The sequence below is a fragment of the Streptomyces sp. NPDC021093 genome (assembly GCF_044333135.1).
Taxonomy (GTDB): Bacteria; Actinomycetota; Actinomycetes; order Streptomycetales; family Streptomycetaceae; genus Streptomyces.
This window is the reverse complement of record NZ_JBIRQJ010000001.1, coordinates 604,077-623,583: the sequence shown is the minus strand read 5'-3', so window position 1 is coordinate 623,583 and position 19,507 is coordinate 604,077. Positions and strand designations below refer to the sequence as shown.

Genomic DNA, 19,507 nt, shown 5'->3' with positions numbered 1-19,507 from the left:
GCCCTACGCTTCGGTGAAAGCACCGAACCAAGGAGATCAACAGGTGTCCGACCTGGACTTCTACGCTCACGTCGCCACGCGCGGCAACGTCCTCGGGACCGAATCCGCAACCGGGACCGGATCCGGCCCCGCCGCATGGGAGGCCGCCCTCGGACCGGACTACCTCGACGATCCCGGCGGGGGGCTGCTGCGTCGCGACTACGGACTGCTGGAGATCTCCTTCTCGGACGACGAAGGGCCCATGTCCTGTTTCGGGTTCACCGTGCAGGTCCACCGGTTGATCCACTACCGCTCCGTACCGCCGTCCCTGGCCCGGGAGTACGGGGAGTTCGCGTCCCGCGTCCGGTTCGAGGAACTGCGGTCCGCGGTCCTGTCCCTGGGCGGGAGCGTCGAGCCCGACGATCTCTCGGGGGACATCCACCGCTATCGCGTGCCCGAATCCGGCGCCCGTATCTTCGTCATCGACGATCCCGATCCCTACGGGGACGGCCACCACGATGTCGACGACCCGGAGATTCACCAGGCGGGCGACGTATGGGCGTTGAGCCTCTCGCCTGCCTGGTGGGGGCCGCGCTGAGAGAACCCCACGCTCATTCCTTCGGCGGCGTTTCCTCCGGCGAGGCCCGGTCGCCGTCTCCCGTCCCGTTCTCGCTCAGTCCCGCCGCCGCCGGGTCCAGCAGGCGGGCGAGGAAGGAGCGGGTGCGGGCGTGGCTCGGGGAGCCGATCACCTGGTCCGGGGTGCCCTCCTCGACGATGACTCCGCCGTCCATGAAGACCACCCGGTCCGCCACCTCCCGGGCGAAACTCATCTCGTGCGTGACCACGAGCATCGTCATCCCCTCGTCGGCGAGTACCCGCATCACCGCCAGTACGTCCCCGACCAGCTCCGGGTCGAGCGCCGAGGTCGGCTCGTCGAAGAGCATCAGCTGCGGGTCCATCGCCAACGCCCGTGCGATGGCCACGCGTTGCTGCTGGCCGCCGGAGAGCTGCGCCGGGTAGGCGGCTTCCTTGTCCGTGAGCCCGACCCTGGCCAGCCGCTCCCGCCCGATGCGCGCCGCCTCCGCCTTGTCCCGCCCCAGCACGCGCCGTTGCGGCAGCGTCAGGTTCTCCAGGGCGGTCAGGTGCGGGAAGAGGTTGAACGACTGGAAGACCATGCCGATCCCGCGGCGTACCTTGTCGATGTCCACGTCCGGGTCGGTGACTTCGTCGCCTGCCACCAGGACCGTGCCCGACGTGGGCTCCTCCAGCAGGTTCACGCAGCGCAGCAGTGTCGACTTCCCGGACCCCGAGGGGCCGATGACGCACACCACCTCGCCGGGCGCGACGGTGAAGTCGATGCCCGACAGCACTTCCAGCGGGCCGAACGACTTGCGCAGCGCGCGTACTTCGATCGCGGGCGCGCCCTGCGACGCGTTCGACGCCGATCCGGCCGGAGCGTCCTTCACCGTGCTCACCTCGCCCTTGACGTACGTGCTTCGAGCCGCCGGACGAGATGGCCCAGCGGCAGGGTGATCACCAGATAGCAGAGCCCGGCGATCAGGATCGGGGTCAGGCTGCGGTTCTGGTTCAGCGCGTCCCTGCCGAACTTGGCCAGCTCGTACTGGGACAGCGACAGGCCGAGCAGATAGACCAGGGAGGAGTCCTTGGTCAGCAGGATCAACTCGTTGGTGAGCGGCGGCAGTACGATGCGGAACGCCTGCGGGATGACGATGGAGACCATCGCCCTGCCCTGCGACATCCCGAGCGAACGCGCCGCCTCCGTCTGCCCCTTGGGCACGGCCAGGATGCCGGCCCTGATCGTCTCCGCCATGTACGCGGCGCCCACGAGGCCGAGCGCCAGCATGACCGTCACGTACTGGTTGAGCGAGACCTGGAAGGCCAGCGGGACGCCGAAGCCGAGGGCGATGAAGACCAGGAGCGCGGGCACCCCGCGGAAGAACTCGATGTACGCGACGGCCAGCCAGCGGTACGGCGGGACCTGCGAGAGCCGCATCAGGGCGAGCAGCAGCCCCAGGGTCAGGCCGAAGCCGAAGCCGAGGAGGGTGTAGACGAGGGTGTTCACCAGCGCCGTGGTGATGATGTCGGGGAACTGCGCCTTGGCGACCTCGACGTCGAAGAAGGCGCGCTGGATCTCGCCCCAGTCGGCGGCCAGGGCGACCACGAGCACCACGGCGATCAGTGCGGCGTACTGGGCTCCCCGTACGGCGCGGGTCCGTTGTCGTCGGGACATTGACATCGGTGGGGGTCCCTCACTTCTTCGGGTCGGCCTTCGGGTCGGCCTGCGCGTCTACCTTCGGGTCGGCCTTCGGAGCGGCGGGGAACCACTTCTTGTAGAGGGCGTCGTAGCGGCCGTCGGCCCGCGCGGCCTTGACGACCTTGTCGATCTCCTTGCGCAGGGCGGTGTTGCCGGTCCTGACGCCGATGCCGTACTTCTCGCCGGTCTCGAACTCGGCGGTGACCGCCATCTCCGGGTTCTTGCGGACGTATTCGAAGAGGACACCGTTGTCGTTGACGGCGGCGTCGACCTGCCCCGTCTTCACGGCGGTGAGCAGCAGCGCCACGTCCTCGAACTGGACCGTCTCGACGCCCACGCCGTTCTTCTTCGCGTAGGTCTCGCCTGTGGTGCCCTGCTGGACCCCCAGTTTCTTGCCCTTCAGGGCGGCGAGCGACGTGTAGGGGGAGCCCTTCTTGGCGATCAGGGCCTGGGTGGCGTCGAAGTAGGGTCCGGAGAAGTCCAGGTTCTCCTCGCGCACCGGCGTGATGGTCATCCCCGCCGCCGCCACGTCGCACTTGCCGGCGTTGAGGTCCTCGCCCGTCTGGATGCCCTCGAAGGGCGTGTCGACGATCTCCTGGGTGACCTTGAGTTCCTTGGCGACCAGATCGACGATGTCGACGTCGAAGCCGACGACCTTGTTGCCCTGGCGGGACTGGAAGGGTTCGTACGGCAGATGGGTGCAGGTGGTGAGCTTGCCTGCGGTGACGAGTTCGATCTTCGACCCGTCGGACCCGGCGGTCTTCGTACTCGTACAGCCGGTGCTGACGACGACGAGGGCGGCGACGGTGGCGATGAGGGGCAGCGCGGTGCGAGCGGACAACAAGACGCCTCCATACGAGAGTTCGGCTGCGGCCCGGGGTGGGCGAGTCTCATGGAATCGTGGTGCGCGTGCGTTGCGCCGATCTTGCCATCGCAGGTGCCGGATGTCTCGTCATACGCACAGGAGGGCGGAGCCGGTCCGATCGTCGGCTCCCGTGGTGGCGACTACGCGTTGAGCGTCTCGTCGAAGAAGTCGCCGATGTGGGCGAGGACCTGGTCCCGGTCCGAGCCGGGCAGGCCCATCGCCACATGGGTGCTGAACCCGTCGAGCAGTGCCCTGATCCGGGTCGCGATGCGCTCCGCGTCCACGGCCCGCAGCTCACCGCGCGACGCGCCCTCGACGAGCAGCGCCACCAGGTCGCGGTGCCAGGACAGTTCGATGTCGAGGAGCCGGCCGCGGGCCGCGTCGTCGATGGCCCGCACCCGGTTCCACAGCTCCAGCCAGAGCGTCCAGTGCGGGTCGCCCGGCGCCTGTGGCACGTACAGCCGCACAAAGGCGTCGAGCCGTTCCCGCACCGGGACCTGCCGGGCCAGTGCCGAGCGCCGTTCCACCCCGAGCTGCTCCTCGCTCCACTCCAGGGTCCGCAGCAGCAGCTCGTCCTTGGAGTGGAAGTAGTAGAGGAGGTGACCGCTGCTCATGCCGACCTCCCGCCCGAGACCGGCCATGGTCAGCTTCTCCAGGCCGTCGTCGGCGATGGCGGCCATGGCTGCGGCGAGCACGGTCTCGCGCGGCGGGGCGGTCTTGCGGCGGCGGGGGGCGGGGGCGGGAGCTTCCTTCACTCGTACGTTCTACCTGATGGCGCCGGCCGATCTGCCGGATGATGCCTGCCGATCTGCCTGATGGTGCTATCCGAGCGGCTTCGGCCGACGGGCGGGCTGCTGCTGGGTGATGCAGTGGATGCCGCCCCCGCCCGCGAAGATCGTGCGGGCGTCGACGAGGGTGACCTCGCGGTCGGGGAAGAGCCGTCGGAAGAGGGCGGCGGCCTCCTCGTCGCGGGGGTCGTCGAAGGCGCACAGGACGACGCCGCCGTTGCAGAGGTAGTGGTTGATGTACGAGTGGTCGACCCAGTGGCCGTCCTCGTCCTTGAGGCCGGCGGGTGCCGGGACCTCGATCACCTCCAGCGGGCGGCCCTTGGCGTCCGTCTCCGCCCGGAGCAGTGCGGCGATCTCCTGGCAGAGTTCGTGGTCGGGGTGGGCCGGGTCGGGCTGGGAGTGGACGAGGACGACGCCGGGCGCGGCGAAGGCGGCGACGATGTCGACGTGGCCGAGGGTGCCGTAGCCGTGCGGAGGGTAGTCGCCTGTCAGGCCGCGGGGCAGCCAGATGGCCTTGGTGGTGCCGAGCCTGGCGTGGATCTCGGCCTCGACCTGTTCCCTGGTCCAGCCGGGGTTGCGCTCGGGGCCGAGCTGGACGGTCTCGGTGAGCAGGACGGTGCCTTCGCCGTCGACCTGGAGGCCGCCGCCCTCGTTGACGAGCGGGGAGCGGTGGACGGGCACGGAGGCGAGGTCCGCGACCTGCGCGGCGATCTTCGCGTCGTGCTCCCAGGAGGCCCACTCCTGGGCGCCCCAGCCGTTGAACACCCAGTCCACTGCGGCCAGTTGGCCCGCCTCGTCGGTGACGAAGGTGGGACCGATGTCCCGCATCCAGGCGTCGTCGAGGTCGTGCTCGACGAGGTCGACGCCGGGGCCGAGGAAGGCGGCGGCGCTGTCGGCCTGGCCGGGACCGACGACCATGGTGACGGGTTCGAAGCGGCGGACCGCACGGGCCACGGCGGCCCAGGCCGCGCGGGACTCGGCGAGTTCGGCGGGGTCGGAGAAGGTGGTGTTGGGGCCGGGCCAGGCCATCCAGGTGCGCTCGTGCGGGTCCCACTCGGCGGGCATACGGAACATGACGGTCCTTCAGGGAGGGGAAAGGGGAGGCGAAAGAGGACGGGAAAGGGGACGGGAGAGGGGGCGGGAGAGAGGACAGGTCAGAGGAAGTACAGGCGGTTGAGCGGGACGGAGTCCGCGGGCTCCGAGCGCAGCGGGTCGCCGTCGAGGGTGACCAGGCCCGTGCGGCCGTCGACGTCGACGGATCCGGTACGGGAGTTGAGGAGCAGGTCGGCGGGGCCGATGCCCCGCGTGTTGCGGACCGCGACCCGGCGGCGGCGGGTGGGCATGGTGTCGTTGCCCTGGTCGAGGGCGGCCCGGGCGACGAAGGCCACGGACAGATCGGCGGGGGCCGCGCCGTGGGCGCCGAACAGCGGGCCGAGGACGAGGGGTTCGCAGGTGTCGGTGGCGGCGTTCGGGTCGCCGGTCACCCCGTACGCGGGGAAACCCGACTTCAGCACCAACTGGGGCTTCGCGCCGAAGGAGTTGGGGCGCCACAGCACGATGTCGGCCATCTTGCCGACCTCGACGGAGCCGATCTCGTGGGCGAGGCCGTGGGCGATGGCCGGGTTGATGGTGAGCTTGGCCAGGTAGCGCAGCACCCGGGCGTTGTCGTCGTCGCCCTCGGCGCCGCGCTCGGCCTTCATCTTCCCCGCGAGCTGGAAGGTGCGGCGCACGGTCTCGCCGGCCCGCCCCATCCCCTGGGCGTCCGACGAGGTGATCCCGATGGCCCCGAGGTCGTGCAGTACGTCCTCCGCGCCCATGGTCCCCGCCCGGATGCGGTCCCTGGCCATGGCGGCGTCGCCGGGCAGGTCGGTCTTCAGATCGTGGACGGAGACGATCATCCCGTAGTGCTCGGCGACGGCGTCGCGGCCGAAGGGAAGCGTGGGGTTGGTGGAGGAGCCGATCACATTCGGCACACCCGCCATCTTCAGGACGTTGGGTACGTGTCCGCCGCCGCAGCCCTCAATGTGGAAGGCGTGGATCGTACGGCCTTCGAGGACCTTGAGGGTGTCCTCGACGGACAGGCACTCGTTGAGGCCGTCACTGTGCAGGGCGACCTGCACGTCGTGCTCCTCCGCGACGCGGAGCGCGGTGTCCAGAGCGCGGGTGTGGGCGCCCATGTCCTCGTGGACCTTGAACCCGCTGGCCCCGCCCTCGGCCAGCGCCTCCACCAACGGCGCACCGTCCGACGACGAACCCCGGGCCAGGAAGCCGATGTTGACGGGCCAGGCGTCGAAGGCGCTGAAGGCGTGGCGCAGCGCCCAGGGCGAGTTGACGCCGACGCCCCACACCGGGCCGAACTCCTGGCCGATGACCGTGGTCACCCCGGAGGCGAGGGAGGCCTCCATGATCCGGGGCGAGAGGAGGTGGACGTGGGTGTCGACGGCTCCGGCGGTGGCGATGAGGCCCTCGCCCGAGACGATGCTGGTCCCGGTTCCGACGACGACGTCGACGCCGTCGAGGGTGTCGGGGTTGCCGGCCCGGCCGATGCCGGAGATGCGGCCCTCCCGGATCCCGATGGACACCTTGCGGATGCCCTGCACGGCGTCGATGAGCAGCACGTTGCTGATCACAACGTCGCAGGTGTCGCGGACGGCGGCGGCCTTGAGGTGCAGTCCGTCGCGGGCGGTCTTGCCGAACCCGGCGAGGAACTCCTCCCCCGGCTGCTGCGAGTCGGACTCGACGCGCACGACGAGCCCGGAGTCCCCGAGCCGCACCCGGTCCCCGGTCCTGGGGCCGTGCACGGAGGCGTACTCGTAGGGGGTGATGCCAGAGCTCATCGGATTGCCTCCGTCGGGCGGGGGGTGGGATGGGGGGATGCGGGGGCGGAGCGGGCGGCGGCCGGGGCGTGGCTCATTGCGTCGCTCCGAGGTAGCCGCACGCCGCCGCCCTGCGCAGGGCCTCCTCCTTCGCGCCCGGTGCGTCGAGTGCGCCGTCCACCAGTCCGGCGAAGCCGATCGCGACGCGGTGCCCGCCGATCGGCACCAGGCCCACTTCGGCGCTCTCGCCGGGGCCGAAGCGGAAGGAGGAGCCCGCGGGCACGGCGAGCCGCATCCCGTAGGCGGTGGCCCTGGGGAAGTCCAGTCGGGGGTTCGCCTCGAAGAAGTGGAAGTGCGAGGTGACCGACACCGGGACCGTGGCGGTGTTGTGCACCGTGATCCGTACGGCGGGGGCGGGTTCCTCGTATCCGGGTCCGGGCAGCAGGGCGCCCGGGGCGTCGTCGCCGAGCGTGCCGCCGCCGATGGGGTCGCTCACCACGGCGAGCCGTGAGCCGTCGTCGAAGACCGCCTCGACGTGGACCTCGGTGACCACGTCGGCGACCCCGGGCAGGACGTCGTCGGGACCGAGCACGCCGCGGGCCGCCTCGATCGCCTCCGCGAGCCGCCGCCCGTCCCGCGCCGCCTCGCAGACGGTGTCCGCGATCAGGGCGGTGGCCTCGGGGACATTGAGCCGGAGCCCGCGCGCCCTGCGGGCCCGCGCCAACTCCGCCGCTCCGAAAAGCAGCAGCCTGTCACGTTCGGTCGGGGTCAGTCGCACGCCGTCACTCCTCCAGGCACTTGTTTGAGCATCACTCTAAACATGAGACGGCTCAGCCGGAAGCATTGACGCGCAACCTTGAGCTAAGCCACATTGAGCGGCGTCGAACGGCCACGTGCAGGGTCGTTGCACGGCAGTGAAGATTTTGAACGTTACTCAAACATTCCTCAGGCCCAGCGGGAGAGCTCCCCCATGCCAAGCGAGCACGAGACCCACACCAGCGACACCCACACCAGCGACACCCACAGCTCCGCGCCCCGGCTGCTCGAACAGCGCGGCGTCGACACCATCCCCGACGAGGAGCGCACCAGCAGTCCGCGCGACCTCGTGTCGATCCTGCTCGGCTCGAACCTCTGCCTGGGCGTGATCGTCTTCGGCTGGCTGCCCGTCTCGTTCGGCCTCGGCCTGTGGCCCGCCGTCACCTCGGTCGTCACGGGCACCGTCGTCGGCGTCGCCGTCACCGCCCCGCTCGCCCTCGTCTCGCTGCGCACCGGGACCAACCTCTCCACCTCCAGCGGCGCCCAGTTCGGCGTGCGCGGACGGCTCATCGGTTCGGTCGTCGGGCTGCTGCTGGCCCTCGGCTACACCGCGCTGACCCTGTGGATCGGCGGCGACGTCATCGTCGGCACCCTCACCCGTGTCGCAGGACTGCCCGACACCGGCGCCGCCCACGCCCTGGCCTACGCGGCCCTCGCGGCCTGCACGGTCGTCGGCGCCGTCTACGGCTACCGGCTGCTGCTGCGCCTCAGCAAGATCCTCGCGGTCTCCATGACCGCCCTGCTGGCGCTCGGCCTGATCGCCTACGCCCCCGACCTCACCGCGGCGGCTCCGCCGGACACCCCGTACCTGCTCGGCTCCTTCTGGCCGACCTGGCTGCTCTCCGCCGTCGCGGCCGGGCTCAGCGGACCCATCGCCTTCATCACCCTGCTCGGCGACTACACGCGCTACATCTCACCGCGCCGCCACGGCACCCGCCCGGTGCTGGCCGCCACCTGTCTGGGGCTGCTCGTCGGCCTGCTACTGCCGCAGCTCTTCGGTACGTACACCGCGCTCGCCGCCCGCGCCGCCCTCGACTACGCGGGCCCCCTGGTGGACGCCGCGCCCGCCTGGTACCTGCTGCCGCTGCTGCTCGCCGCGGCCGCGGGCTCTGTGGGCAACGCGGGCCTGATGCTCTACTCGATGGGGCTCGACCTCGACGCGATCGTGCCCCGCGCCACCCGCCCGCAGGCCACCGCGATCGCCGCCTGCGTCGCCACCGCGTTCGTCTTCCTCGGCCACTTCGTCTGGGACGCCCAGTCCGCGATGACGTCCTTCGTGCTGCTGCTCACCGCGGTCGGCACGCCCTGGGCGGTGATCACCACGATCGGCTACGTGCGGTGCCGCGGCGAATACGACGCGGAGGCGCTCCAGGTCTTCAACCGCCGTGCGAAGGGCGGCAGTTACTGGTTCACCGGCGGCTGGCACCCCGGCGCGACGCTCTCCTGGACGGTGGGCGCCGCCGTCGGCCTCGCCGCCGTGTCGACCCCGCTGTACGAGGGCCCGCTGCTCGCGCTGACGGGCGGCGTGGACTGCAGTTTCGTACTGTCGGGGCTGGTCGGCGGGGTGCTGTACGCGACGTTGGAGGCCCGCGCACCGGCGCGTACTCCCGTACGTACTCCTGAACGCGTGCCGCGCGTCAGGCCGTGACGATTCCGGCGACGAGGTTGATGGCGGTGGCCAGGATGCTGACGCCGAACACGTACGAGAGAAGGCAGTGCCGCAGGACGACGGCGCGCAGTTCGGACGTGGCGACGTCGGTGTCGGAGACCTGGTAGGTCATGCCGAGGTTGTAGCTGAAGTACAGGAAGTCGACGTACCGGGGCCGGTCCCGGGTGTGGAAGTCGATGCCGCCCTCGGGCGGTGCGTAGTAGAGGGCCGCGTACCGCGTGGCGTACATCAGGTGCAGGGCCGCCCAGGCCATGAACACCCCGCACAGCGCGGTGCCCGCCGCCGCGCGGCTCAGGTCCTTGCCGACCAGGAGCAGGGCCACGATGGCGCCCAGGCCGCACAGGGCCGCGCCGACGACGGCCAGTTCCTCGGCGACGGGCCGGAACTCCTCGCGCCGTACGTTGCGTTGGGTGTCGGCGGCGCTCATCGGGAAGAGCACCAGCCAGCCGGTCACGACGAAGAGGGTCTCCGCGACGGCGATACCGGCGAGGACGCCCAGCGGGACCGTCGTGGACAGACCCACGGCCGCGCCTGCGAGGGCGCCGACGAGCGAGGAGCCGACCAGCCGGGGGACGGCGGACGGCAGGGCCCAGTGGCTCATGGGCTCAGGCGTTCAGGACGACGACGGCCTCGTCCGTGTACGTCAGGAACGTCAGCGTCTCGTGGAGGTACAGCTCGACGCCCTCCGCGTCGTGCGCCGTGTAGCCGATGGCCACGTCCTGACCGAGGAGCAGGGTGAAGTCGCCGCCCCGGGTGGACAGGACGAAGGCGCCCTGCAGGGCCGGTGCCCAGATCGGCGGGGAGCCGAGCATCCGCGTCAGGTGGGCCGCGACCGGGTAGCCGTGGTCGGAGGTCTCGCTGACCGCCGTGTACGCGTCGGCGCCGAGCAGCAGCGCGTACGGGCCGTCGACGCCGGCCAGCCGCAAGGAGGTCAGCGCCCGGCTGACCGCGTCGGGGTAGTCGCGGGGTTCGGCGGGCAGCCGCAGCACCGGGTTCGAGGACCGTGCGCGCAGTCCGTCGACGGCTGCCGCCCCGTACCCGTCGAAGATCGTCCGGTCCTCGACGAACGCCAGGGTGCGGGCCGCGTCCTTCACCGGCTGCCAGTCGGAGTCCTTCGCGCCGCGCTCGACGTCGTCCACGGCGGCCCGGGAGACGGTGAACGGCACCCGGAGTTCGATGATCGGCCGGGCGTCGCGCAGCCTCGCGTCGACGCCGGGGGCGGGGGCGGTCAGCTCGGACAGGTGTCCCGTACCGGCGGCGGCGAGTTCCGGGCCCGCCGGGTCGGGGACGTCGACCACGCGACGGCCCGCGACGTGGCGCCGGAAGGTACGGCGGGCCTCTTCCTCGATCTCGCCCCAGGCGGCCGGTGTGATCGGGGCGAGTTCACGGTGGAGGTTGTTCGTGGCGGGGGTCGTCATGGGGCCGGGACGCCTTTCAGGCTGCCGATGCCCAGGGATTGCCCGGGACGGGTGGCATCGGGGGACGGGTCGGATTCGATGGACCGGTCGGACTCCAGGGACCGGTCGGACTCCAAGGACCGGTCGGACTCCAAGGGCCGGTCGGATTCCGAGGGCGGGTCGGATTCCAGGGACGGGTCGGGGAGGTCTTCGAGCAGGTCGGCGCTGGGGACGAAGAAGAGGCCGCCGGTCACGGCCCGGGAGAAGTCGAGGATGCGGTCGGTGTTGCCGGGCGGCGCGCCGAGGAACATGTTCCGCAGCATCTGCTCGGTGACGGCGGGCGTCCGCGCGTAGCCGATGAAGTACGTGCCGAACTCGCCGCTGCCGACCCGGCCGAACGGCATGTTGTCGCGGACGATTCTTCGCTCGGTGCCGTCGTCGTCGACGATCGTGTTGAGGGCGACGTGCGAGTCGGCGGGCTTGGCGTCGTCGGAGAGTTCCACGTTGGCGGACTTGGTGCGTCCGATGACGTGTTCCTGCTCCTCGGCGGTGAGCGACGCCCAGGCCGCCATGTCGTGCAGGTACTTCTGCACCAGCACGTAGCTGCCGCCCTCGAACGGCGGGTCCTCGTCGCCGATGAACACGGCGTCGGCAGCCGCGCCGCCTTCGGGGTTCTCGCTGCCGTCGACGAAGCCGAGCAGGTCGCGCCCGTCGAAGTACTTGAAGCCGTGCGTCTCGTCGACGACGGTCACGGCCCCGTCCAGCCGCGCCACGATCAGCGCGGCCAGCTCGAAGCACAGGTCCATCCGCCGGGCGCGCAGGTGGATGAGCAGATCACCGGGCGTGGCGGGGGCCCGGTGGCGCGGCCCCTGCAAGGGCCGGAAGGGGTGCAGGTCGCGCGGTCGCACTCCGCCGACCAGCCGGTCCCAGGCCTCGGACGCGAGACCGACGACGCAGGCGAGGCCGTCCTCGGGAGACCGGAACGCCACCGAGCGGGTCAGCCCGGCCAGGTCCTGGAGCGTCTCGCGCACGGCGGCCTCGCCGCCCGGGTTCACGGTGGCCACCAGGAAGACGGCCGCCTTGGCGGGCGCCCCGACGACGGGCTGAACTGTGACCATGGGACTCCCGCCGAACCAAAAACCCTGAATACGGACAAAACGGATAGCGTGCGGCAGGGTCAGAGTATCCGCAGGAAGATCGGCACGCAGTCGGCACTGCTCCGGGCATGCTCCGGGCCGCGCGCGGCAGGCCGGGCCTCGAATGGCAGGCAGGAGGCGGCGAACATAGCCTGCCCGAAGGCGCAGTTGCCTTCCCCCGCACTTCCCCCGACACTTCCCCCGTACTTGCTTCCCCCCGGGTCCCCGGCCCCACCCGGGTCCCCGGCCCCAGGCAAGGGTGAGAACCATGAGCATCGACAAGGACGAGCAGGATGCTCCGGAGCACCTGGAACCCCAGGCGCCCCCTGCCGGACCTGTCCCCCGGGGCGAGCCGGAGTTCCGCCCGTACCACCACCCCTCGGCCGGCTGGGGTGCGGCCAAGAGCGTCACCTCCGACAACGACCGCTACCGCGGCGTCAAGAACCTGCGCACGCTGGTCTTCATGAACCGGGCCGACATGCGCGAGCGCCGCATCGCCGACCTGGGCCAGGTCGACATCACGAGCACCGCGAAGGACGGCAGCCAACGGCACCTCACCGGCTACCTGGCCGTTCCGTACGACATCCCGCGCGGCTGCGCGGCCGGCTACATGCCCGAGATGAACGTGCTGTGCGCACTCGGCGACTACAGCACCCAGAGCGACCAGCCGATCATGAAGCACGTCAAGGTCACCATCGGCCCCGCCGCCTGAGCGGTCCCGAGCGGTCCTGAGCGGTCCCGAGCGTCAGTACCCGATCGTGAACCGCCGCTGTACGAACCGCGGCAGCTCCACCTCGTCGATCAGGGCGACCGCCGCGTCCTCCGCCGAGATGCGGCTGCGTCCCTCCGCGTCGCGGACCACCTGGTCACCGCCGGTACGGAAGCGGCCGGTGCGCTCGCCCGGGGCGATCTCCTCGGCGGGGCTGAAGTAGGTCCACCGCCGGTTCGACGTACGCAGCACGTTCAGGCCGTCGCGGGCGCCGCGCGCCGCCTCCGCGTAGGCGCGGGGCAGCCCGAGCCGGTCGAGGGTCTCGTGCACGCGCGCGTCCGAGTCGATCCAGACCAGCCCTGGTTCGATCTCCAGGCTGCCCGCACCGCCGACCACGATCAGCCGGGTGCGCGGGTGGCTCTCCAGCGCCTTCAGCAGGGCGCGCGCCACGGTGGAGTGGGTCGTGGGGTCGGCGATCGAGCGCCGGACGGTGTCCTCGAAGTCCTTGGCGGCGTTGCCGGGCTGGTAGGTGCTGATGAGCACGTCGAGGCCGGGCAGTACGGCCTCGATGCTCGCCGCGTCCAGGACGTCGACGTTCGCCCAGGTGATGTTCTCCCTCTTCTCCTCGGCCTGCGGCCGCGCCGCGTCACGGCTGAGCGCGGTGACGCGGTGCCCCCGCTCCAGGGCCTCGGTGACGACCCGGCTGCCGATGGTCCCCGTGGCTCCGACGACTCCGATGTGCATGGCTCTCCCCTGTTCCTGCGGACGTGAAGGCGCGACGGCAGAATCCGATACGCCGTGCAGTGACTATACGGTGTGAAGTATCTATACGGCCATCAATTCTAGTGACGCTGTAGAGTGCCCGGGTGGCAGGTACAGCGAGCAGGTCAGCGAGCAAGGCAGGGAACATGGGGCGCCGCGAGCGGCTGCGCGCCGAGACGACAGCCGAAATCAAGGACGTGGCGCTGGAGTTGATGGCCGCGAGCGGACCCGACGCCATCACCCTGCGGGCCATCGCCCGCGAGATGGGGATGACGGCCAACGCCATCTACGGCTACTTCGCCACCCGCGACGACCTGGTCACCGCGCTCGTCAACGACGTCTACACCCAGCTGGCCGACTCCGTGGACGCCGCCTGGGAGAGCGCGTCGGCCGAGGGTCCGGCCGGCCGGATCCAGAGCTGGGCCGACGCCTTCCGCAGCTGGGCCCTGGCCAATCCCGAGGGCTTCCGCCTCGTCTACGGCGACCCCGTTCCCGGCTACCGCGCCCCCGAAGGAGGCGCCGCCCCTGAGGCTGCCCGCCGGGTCTGCACAGGGCTCACCGCACTCGCGGCAGCGGCCTGGCCGCACGCCGAACACCTCTATGAGGACAGCGAGTTCGACTGGTCCGACTTCGACCCCGGGCTCCTCGACAAGGTCCGCCCGGACTTCCCCGACCTGCCGCCCGCCGCCGTCGCGCTCGCCCTCCGCCTCTGGGGGCGGCTGCACGGCCTGGTGTCGTTGGAGGTCTACGGCCACCTGCGTTCCCAGACGAACAGCCCCGGCAAGCTCTTCCGGGAGGAAGTGAGCCAGCTCGTAGGGTCGTTGGGGATCCCGCGCCGAAGCTGAAGCGGCGCCCGCGAGGCTTTACGCACCGTCTTTACGCGCCGTCCTTACGCGCCCTCCTTACGGGACCTGCTGCTGGTGAGCGCGCTCGGTGGCGGCGGGGACGGCCGAGGACGGCGCGGTGCGCGGCCGCGGCATCGGCGGCAGGAGCGCCGGGGCGGGGGACGCGGCCCCGGCCTCCGCGTCCGCTCCTGTCTCCCCTGCTGCCGCATCCGCCCCTGCTGCCGCCTCGACGGCGGTGAACAGCTGACGCAGCGCGGCGGGTCCGTGCGGACCGGGCAGCGTGCCGTCGAGGGAGGCGAGCGCGCGGTGGGCCCTGCGCCAGGCGCGGCCGCTGCGGCCGTGCTGGTGGTCGACGAGCGCTAGCGCGTAGCGGGCGAGGGCGCACGCCCAGGTGTCGCCACGGACGCCGGGCCGGGTCAGCGCCCGCCGTGCGGCACGCTGTGCGGCGCGCGGCGCGAAGCCCGACCGGGCAACGGCCAGGGCGGCCAGGCTCACCACCGCGCTGGGCCCGCCGGACACCCGGGCCGGGACGGTACGGGCCGCCTGGTCGAAGTACTCGGCGGCGACCCGCGCCTCGCCCTCCCCGAGTGCCAGCAGGCCCTGGACGTGGGCGATCCAGCCGATCGCCGCGTCGTCACCGGCCAGGACGGCCGCCGGCCAGGCCCGGTCCAGCAGCTCACCGGCGGCCCGAGGATCGCTGTACGAGGTGAGCCAGGCCGTCAACCACAGTCCTCGTACGGTCAATTGACGGTCCGTCGGACAGAGCTCCAGCAGCCGCAGCAGATATGCCCGGCCCTCATCGGCGCCGTCGTGCACCGCCCACCAGAACCAGAGGTTGAGGGCTGTCTCCAGGGCCGCCACCGCGTGCTCGGGGTGGTGCAGCGCGTGCCGCAGCGTGGCCCTGAGGTCGTCCTGTTCGTCCCGTACGAGCCGCATCGCCTGCGCCTGGGAGCCGCTGTCCCACAGGCTTTCGGCGACCACCGAGACCTGCCGGTAGTGGAGGGCGCGGCGCTCGGCGGCCACCTCGACCTCCTGGGCCTCCCGCAGCCGTTCGGCACCGAAGTCCCGCGCTGAGCGCAGCATGCGGTAGCGCGGCTCCCGCAGCCCGCCGGGGCCGCGCACCGCCTCCAGCACGTGCAGCGCCGTCAACTGGGCCAGACAGGAGGGCACTTGGTGCGGCTGGACGCTTCCGCCCGCGCACATGACCACGGCGGTGGATTCGTCGAAGGTTCCGGCGAGCACGCTGAGCCGGCCCCACACGATCCGCACCTCCCGGTCGCACAGCAGGTAGCTGGCACCGACGGCGGTCCGCAGCGACCGGTGCCGTCGCACGCCCGACCGGGGGCGGCTCAGCCAGCACTGGTCCTGCTCCAGGAGCTCCGCGAGGTCGCCGGGTCGATGACGGTCCAGCTGCTCGGCGGCGAGTTCGATCGCGAGCGGAAAGCCCTCCAGCACCTGGCAGATCGCCGTCACCGACCGCAGGTCCTGGTCGTCGACGGGCGCAGCCGTCCGGTCCTCGACCGGCGCAGCCGTCCGGTCCTCGACGGACCCCGCCGTACTGTCGCCCGGACCGGCCGAGCGCGCCCGGGCCCGGTCCAGGAACAGCCGTACCGCAGGCGGGTGTTCGCCCGCACCGTCCGGCTCCCGCGTGCTCAGCGGCATGAGCTCCAGCACCTGTTCCTCGCCGAGCCCGAGGGCGGACCGCGACGACACCAGCACCCGCAGCCCCGGTACGGCCATCAGCAGCCCCTGCACCAACCCCACGCACTCCCGGTGGACCAGGTCCATGTCGTCGAGGACGAGGAGCGCTCTCCTGGCGGTGAGCCGTTCGGCCAGTGCGTGGACCCGCACGGGCCCGGGGCCCGGCCGCGTTCCGGTCACCGCCTCGAAGACCGCGGCGGCCAGCACCCCGGGGGCGCCGCGCCCGCTGCCCTGCCAGCGCACGTGGACCACGCGTCGCCACGGCCCCCGCGACGTCCTGGCCGTCACCGCCACGAGAGCGCTCTTGCCCGCGCCCGCCCCGCCGACCACCGTCACCAGCCGGTGCTCCGCCAGCAGCGCCCGCAGGGCGTCCAGCTCCCGGCCGCGCCCGACCAGGCCGCCGGACCCCGCCCCGGACCCGGCCCCCCTCACAGCAGTTGGCACCTCAAGCCCGCCGACACGACTGAGCACTTGCTTCGTCCCTTCACATGGTTGACGCCACGACCGGTGCGGCACCCCGCGACCGGTCGAGAAATCCGAGTGCAGAACCGTCACTGCAGTGACGGCACAGCACTCCCAACGCCGCAGCGCCACCCAGGTGGCGCACATCCGGCCCCGCTCACGCACCCTGATGAGCACTCGAACCCCCGAGCGGTGACGGCACAGGGGCCCGGCCGATTCGGTCCGCGACCCGACACCGATGTCCGGCAGTGTCGTTGGACTGGTCATGCAGTCTGAAGAAACGTTTCCCTCGCCTGTGGGCAGGCCCCCGGGCCCGGCTCGCGGCGCTCGTCGACGCGGTCGCGGCGGACGGCCCGCCGCGTCTCCCCGCCCCGAGTTCCTCGGCACCTGCTGGCTCGAACACGTACCGCCGGACCTGCCCGGCAACTTCCAGGACCCGCCCGGCGGTTGCGCCTGCGGACAGCGGCTCCTGCACCCGCCCGAACCCCGCGCCCCGTGCGCCGCGGCGCTGTGGGGCGCCACGGCGTTTCTCACCGCGGCGGCCGTCGCCGTCGCGGCGGCCCTGGTGCGCTGGGGCGGGTGAGCACGGCGGGTCCCACGACCGGTCGTGCACGGCTGCGTCCACTCACGGCCGCCCGCTCACAGCCGCCCACTCACGGCTGTCCGCTCACGCCATTCCGCATGCGGCATTCCGCATGCGGCATTCCGCGTCCTGCGCCGCCTCATCCGGGGCGGACGGTGAGCATCTGCTGGGCGTGGCCGACGGGGCCGTTGAGGTCGTGCAGGACGGTGCTGGTGATGCCCTGGCCGGTGGGGCCGAAGACGACCGTGGTGTCGAGTCCGGTCCAGCGGCCTTCGGGCTGCCGGTGCAGGTGGAGGGTCAGGTCGACGTTGGGGAACATCCAGGCGGTGGGCGACTGCCGTACGGCGATGCCGTTGGCGGTGTCGACCAGCGCCACATACGACGCGAGGGGGCCGACCGGCTCGCCCGCGACGAGGTCGAGAGGGGTGGAGAGCCAGGCGGTCGTGCGGCCCGGCTGCGGCGGCGCGAGCGGACGGACGTCGATGGACGCGATGTAGCCGCCGGGCCAGACGTCGGCCATGGGCCAGGGCGCGAGTGCCTCGGGAGGGGTGAGCCTGTCGGCGCCGCCGCCGGCGACGGCACTGGTGTCGCCGGCGGCGAGGAACCAGGCCCTGGCCCGTACGACCGGGCGATCGGCTATGAGGACGACGGCTTCGACCAGTTCGATGGTGCGGCCCGGCCGGACGGTCTCGACCCGGATCTCGCACTCGTCGAGGGCGAGGCGCCCGAGGATGTCGAAGCTGATCCTGGACAGGACCAGGCCGCGATCCCGGCGCGCGGCCGAACTGCGGTCGATGGCGTGGACGATGAGTCCGCCGAGCGGGCTGAAGTGCTGCTCGCCCGGGTCCCAGGCGCCGCCCGCGTGGACGGTCGGCTTGTAGCGGTGCTCGTCGATGGGCTCGTAGTAACTGCCGGTGTTCAACGGACGCGATTCCTCACTCGGTGGCGGGCTCTCAGTGACGGGCTTTCAGTGACGGGCTCTCGGTGGACGGGCTTTCAGTGGACGGGCTTTCAGTGGGCGAAGACCGCGCTGGCCAGGACGACATGGACGACGGTGCCGCCGATGATGCTGATCAGGACGTTACGTCGCCACAGGTGCAGGCCGACGGTAACCGCCAGGGCCGCGACCGGGGCCAGCGCACGCGGCTCCGTGACGGGCAGGTCCCGCAGGCAGTAGACGACCAGGATCACCATGACGCCGACGGGCATGCGGGTGCTGAGGAACTGGACGGTCGCGCTCGCGCGCAGGGGGGCAAGGACGGTGAAGGGCAGGGCCCGCAGGGCCCAGGTGACGGCGGCGGTGACGAGGACGGCGGCGACGGCGTGGAGCGGGTCAGGCACGGCTCGGCCTCCTGCCGGTCGTACAGCGGACGGCCAGCAGCCCGACGGTGAACAGGGCGAAGGCGGCCAGCAGAAGCTGCCCCGGGAAGAGGAGCCGGGCGGCCACCGCACTGAGCAGGGCGAGCACGGGTGTGGGCAGGTCGCCGCGCAGGTCCCGGACGGCGTCGAGGGCGAGGACGGTGAACATGGCGGTGAGGGCGAAGTCCAGGCCGGTGACGCCGTCCGGGATGAGCGAGCCGAGCAGCGCCCCGGCAATCGCGCTGCTCGTCCAGGACAGGTGCAGGAAGACCTGCAGCCACAGAATGCGCCGGCCGGACCAGGAGCGGGCCCGTGTGCCGGTGGTCAGCGCGTACGCCTCGTCGCACAGGGCGAAGGCGGCGTACGTCTTGCCGACGCGGCCGGTCACCCGGTGCAGGGGGAAGGAGAGCGCGTAGAAGACGTGCCGGACGTTCACCATGAACGCGGACAGTGCGATGGCCGCCAGCGGCACCGCCGCGGTGACCATGCCGATCAGCAGGAACTCGAACGATCCGCTGAAGGCGATCGCCGCGGACAGCCCCGCCCACCACCAGTCCAGGCCCGACTGGGTCACCAGCGCCCCGAAGGCGAGCCCGAGTGGGACGAATCCGAGGACAGCGCCTGCGGAGTCCTTGAAAGCCGCACGCGCCTCGGACGGTCGCACGGAGGGAGGAGACGAAGGGGAGGGAGGAGTGCGGGAATCAGGAGGAGAGGGAGGCGCGGGAGGCGCGGGAGGCGCGGGAGGCGCGGGAGGCGCGGGGGCAGCCCGAGGACGGCCCCCGGCGACTGCAGGGCTTCTGTTCATGGAGAAATCTTAAGAAGAATCCGGCCTCATTTGGTTGCCACTTATCGCTCTAGGATGCCGTCATGAGCAATGAAGTAAGCCTGGATCAGGTGGACCGGGACATTTTGTTTCAACTGAGCCAGGGCGGTCGGCTGACCAACGTCGAACTGGCCAAGCGGGTCGGGCTGACCCCGCCGCCCTGTCTGCGCCGGGTCAAGCGCCTGGAAGAGGCCGGTGTCATCACCGGATACCGGGCCGTCATCGACCCCGAGGCCCTGGGCCGCGGACTGGAGGTCCTCGTCGACGTCGAGATCTACGCCCAGGATCGCAAGAGCTTCGAGGCGTTCGAGGCCACCGTGGCCTCCTACGACGAGGTCGTCGAGTGCCGCCGGATGTACGGGCGCCCCGACTACTTCCTCCGCGTCGCCGTGGCCGACCACGCCGCCTACGAGGCCTTCCTCACCGGCAAGCTCAGCGGTCTGCCCGCCGTCCTGCGCCTCGAATCCCACCTCACCATGAAGAAGATCAAGGCGACCGGCTGAACCAGGGGGCGTGCAGTGG

At 71.5% G+C, this 19,507-nt stretch carries 20 protein-coding genes and 1 pseudogene; 6 read left to right on the top strand and 15 right to left on the bottom strand.

Translation table 11 applies throughout. From position 1 onward, the window contains the following. Positions 1-43 precede the first annotated feature (43 nt). Positions 44-577, top strand: coding sequence for a hypothetical protein (locus tag ACH4SP_RS02895; protein WP_398408522.1), 534 nt, complete (start codon positions 44-46; stop codon positions 575-577). A gap of 13 nt (positions 578-590) precedes the next feature. Here the strand turns inward: ACH4SP_RS02895 and ACH4SP_RS02890 are convergent, their stop codons facing one another. The 7 genes from ACH4SP_RS02890 to ureA all read right to left on the bottom strand — a co-directional run bounded on the left by ACH4SP_RS02890 (position 591) and on the right by ureA (position 7,501). Further along, positions 591-1,445, bottom strand: a complete 855-nt coding sequence (locus ACH4SP_RS02890) for an amino acid ABC transporter ATP-binding protein (RefSeq protein ID WP_398408520.1) — start codon at positions 1,443-1,445, stop codon at positions 591-593. Positions 1,446-1,450: 5 nt separating this feature from the next. After that, a complete protein-coding gene (locus ACH4SP_RS02885) occupies positions 1,451-2,236 on the bottom strand; it encodes an amino acid ABC transporter permease (protein WP_398408519.1) in 786 nt (261 codons plus the stop codon). Positions 2,237-2,249: 13 nt separating this feature from the next. Next, on the bottom strand, positions 2,250-3,095 hold the full coding sequence (locus ACH4SP_RS02880) for an ABC transporter substrate-binding protein (RefSeq protein WP_398408517.1): 846 nt from the start codon (positions 3,093-3,095) through the stop codon (positions 2,250-2,252). A 164-nt stretch (positions 3,096-3,259) separates the two neighbouring features. Beyond that, on the bottom strand, positions 3,260-3,799 hold the full coding sequence (locus ACH4SP_RS02875; protein ID WP_398409510.1) for a TetR/AcrR family transcriptional regulator: 540 nt from the start codon (positions 3,797-3,799) through the stop codon (positions 3,260-3,262). A gap of 141 nt (positions 3,800-3,940) precedes the next feature. Next, complete coding sequence (locus ACH4SP_RS02870) at positions 3,941-4,981, bottom strand: agmatine/peptidylarginine deiminase (RefSeq protein WP_398408515.1); 1,041 nt, start codon at positions 4,979-4,981, stop codon at positions 3,941-3,943. 80 nt (positions 4,982-5,061) lie between these two features. After that, positions 5,062-6,744: an urease subunit alpha gene (locus ACH4SP_RS02865; RefSeq protein WP_398408513.1), complete on the bottom strand. Its 1,683-nt coding sequence runs from the start codon at positions 6,742-6,744 to the stop codon at positions 5,062-5,064. A 73-nt stretch (positions 6,745-6,817) separates the two neighbouring features. Further along, positions 6,818-7,501, bottom strand: coding sequence for an urease subunit gamma (gene ureA / locus ACH4SP_RS02860; protein ID WP_398408511.1), 684 nt, complete (start codon positions 7,499-7,501; stop codon positions 6,818-6,820). A gap of 192 nt (positions 7,502-7,693) precedes the next feature. On the opposite strand from ureA, the gene ACH4SP_RS02855 reads away from it, so the two are divergent. Then, entirely contained in the window at positions 7,694-9,187 is a 1,494-nt protein-coding gene (locus ACH4SP_RS02855; protein WP_398408509.1) for a cytosine permease, read from the top strand. On the opposite strand, the gene ACH4SP_RS02850 is transcribed toward ACH4SP_RS02855, so the two are convergent. The 3 genes from ACH4SP_RS02850 to ACH4SP_RS02840 are packed head-to-tail and all read right to left on the bottom strand — an operon-like array spanning position 9,177 to position 11,723. Continuing rightward, positions 9,177-9,809 (bottom strand): DUF1345 domain-containing protein, encoded by a 633-nt coding sequence (locus tag ACH4SP_RS02850; RefSeq protein ID WP_398408507.1) that lies wholly within the window; start codon positions 9,807-9,809, stop codon positions 9,177-9,179. The two genes, ACH4SP_RS02855 and ACH4SP_RS02850, sit on opposite strands and share 11 nt — an antisense overlap. Before the next feature lie 4 nt (positions 9,810-9,813). Beyond that, the gene (locus ACH4SP_RS02845) at positions 9,814-10,626 is read right to left on the bottom strand and encodes a family 1 encapsulin nanocompartment shell protein (protein WP_398408505.1); all 813 of its coding nucleotides are present in this window, start codon (positions 10,624-10,626) and stop codon (positions 9,814-9,816) included. Beyond that, a complete protein-coding gene (locus tag ACH4SP_RS02840) occupies positions 10,623-11,723 on the bottom strand; it encodes a Dyp-type peroxidase (RefSeq protein ID WP_398408503.1) in 1,101 nt (366 codons plus the stop codon). Before ACH4SP_RS02840 ends, ACH4SP_RS02845 begins: the two co-directional genes overlap by 4 nt. Positions 11,724-12,144: 421 nt before the next feature. Here ACH4SP_RS02840 and ACH4SP_RS02835 point away from each other — a divergent pair. Further along, positions 12,145-12,453: pseudogene (locus ACH4SP_RS02835) on the top strand (formate dehydrogenase); the annotation flags it as partial. A gap of 33 nt (positions 12,454-12,486) precedes the next feature. On the opposite strand, the gene ACH4SP_RS02830 reads toward ACH4SP_RS02835, so the two are convergent. Continuing rightward, positions 12,487-13,194 (bottom strand): NAD(P)-dependent oxidoreductase, encoded by a 708-nt coding sequence (locus ACH4SP_RS02830; protein ID WP_398408501.1) that lies wholly within the window; start codon positions 13,192-13,194, stop codon positions 12,487-12,489. 122 nt (positions 13,195-13,316) lie between these two features. On the opposite strand from ACH4SP_RS02830, the gene ACH4SP_RS02825 reads away from it, so the two are divergent. After that, positions 13,317-14,057, top strand: coding sequence for a TetR/AcrR family transcriptional regulator (locus tag ACH4SP_RS02825; RefSeq protein ID WP_398408499.1), 741 nt, complete (start codon positions 13,317-13,319; stop codon positions 14,055-14,057). A gap of 57 nt (positions 14,058-14,114) precedes the next feature. On the opposite strand, the gene ACH4SP_RS02820 is transcribed toward ACH4SP_RS02825, so the two are convergent. Further along, entirely contained in the window at positions 14,115-16,190 is a 2,076-nt protein-coding gene (locus ACH4SP_RS02820) for an ATP-binding protein (RefSeq protein ID WP_398408497.1), read from the bottom strand. A 295-nt stretch (positions 16,191-16,485) separates the two neighbouring features. On the opposite strand from ACH4SP_RS02820, the gene ACH4SP_RS02815 reads away from it, so the two are divergent. Then, complete coding sequence (locus ACH4SP_RS02815; protein ID WP_398408495.1) at positions 16,486-16,803, top strand: hypothetical protein; 318 nt, start codon at positions 16,486-16,488, stop codon at positions 16,801-16,803. Positions 16,804-16,942: 139 nt separating this feature from the next. Here the strand turns inward: ACH4SP_RS02815 and ACH4SP_RS02810 are convergent, their stop codons facing one another. The 3 genes from ACH4SP_RS02810 to ACH4SP_RS02800 form a co-directional block, all read right to left on the bottom strand. Continuing rightward, positions 16,943-17,725 carry a thioesterase family protein gene (locus tag ACH4SP_RS02810; RefSeq protein WP_398408493.1) on the bottom strand — a complete coding sequence of 261 codons (783 nt, stop codon included), beginning with the start codon at positions 17,723-17,725 and terminating at the stop codon, positions 16,943-16,945. Between the two features lie 89 nt (positions 17,726-17,814). Then, positions 17,815-18,144, bottom strand: coding sequence for a branched-chain amino acid transporter permease (locus ACH4SP_RS02805; protein WP_398408491.1), 330 nt, complete (start codon positions 18,142-18,144; stop codon positions 17,815-17,817). Continuing rightward, positions 18,137-18,826, bottom strand: coding sequence for an AzlC family ABC transporter permease (locus ACH4SP_RS02800; protein ID WP_398408489.1), 690 nt, complete (start codon positions 18,824-18,826; stop codon positions 18,137-18,139). The genes ACH4SP_RS02805 and ACH4SP_RS02800 overlap by 8 nt, the downstream gene beginning before the upstream one ends. A gap of 203 nt (positions 18,827-19,029) precedes the next feature. On the opposite strand from ACH4SP_RS02800, the gene ACH4SP_RS02795 reads away from it, so the two are divergent. Next, the gene (locus ACH4SP_RS02795) at positions 19,030-19,488 is read left to right on the top strand and encodes an Lrp/AsnC family transcriptional regulator (protein ID WP_398408487.1); all 459 of its coding nucleotides are present in this window, start codon (positions 19,030-19,032) and stop codon (positions 19,486-19,488) included. Positions 19,489-19,507: the final 19 nt, after the last annotated feature.

What these genes read in the sequence shown, in the direction of transcription:
- ACH4SP_RS02845 (WP_398408505.1), bottom strand. Translation starts at nt 10,626, where the DNA reads ATGACGACCCCCGCCACGAACAACCTCCACCGTGAACTCGCCCCGATC.
- ACH4SP_RS02865 (WP_398408513.1), bottom strand. Translation starts at nt 6,744, where the DNA reads ATGAGCTCTGGCATCACCCCCTACGAGTACGCCTCCGTGCACGGCCCC.
- ACH4SP_RS02855 (WP_398408509.1), top strand. Translation starts at nt 7,694, where the DNA reads ATGCCAAGCGAGCACGAGACCCACACCAGCGACACCCACACCAGCGAC.
- ACH4SP_RS02795 (WP_398408487.1), top strand. Translation starts at nt 19,030, where the DNA reads ATGAGCAATGAAGTAAGCCTGGATCAGGTGGACCGGGACATTTTGTTT.
- ACH4SP_RS02875 (WP_398409510.1), bottom strand. Translation starts at nt 3,799, where the DNA reads ATGGCCGCCATCGCCGACGACGGCCTGGAGAAGCTGACCATGGCCGGT.
- ACH4SP_RS02815 (WP_398408495.1), top strand. Translation starts at nt 16,486, where the DNA reads ATGCAGTCTGAAGAAACGTTTCCCTCGCCTGTGGGCAGGCCCCCGGGC.
- ACH4SP_RS02830 (WP_398408501.1), bottom strand. Translation starts at nt 13,194, where the DNA reads ATGCACATCGGAGTCGTCGGAGCCACGGGGACCATCGGCAGCCGGGTC.
- ACH4SP_RS02870 (WP_398408515.1), bottom strand. Translation starts at nt 4,981, where the DNA reads ATGTTCCGTATGCCCGCCGAGTGGGACCCGCACGAGCGCACCTGGATG.
- ACH4SP_RS02885 (WP_398408519.1), bottom strand. Translation starts at nt 2,236, where the DNA reads ATGTCAATGTCCCGACGACAACGGACCCGCGCCGTACGGGGAGCCCAG.
- ACH4SP_RS02840 (WP_398408503.1), bottom strand. Translation starts at nt 11,723, where the DNA reads ATGGTCACAGTTCAGCCCGTCGTCGGGGCGCCCGCCAAGGCGGCCGTC.
- ACH4SP_RS02850 (WP_398408507.1), bottom strand. Translation starts at nt 9,809, where the DNA reads ATGAGCCACTGGGCCCTGCCGTCCGCCGTCCCCCGGCTGGTCGGCTCC.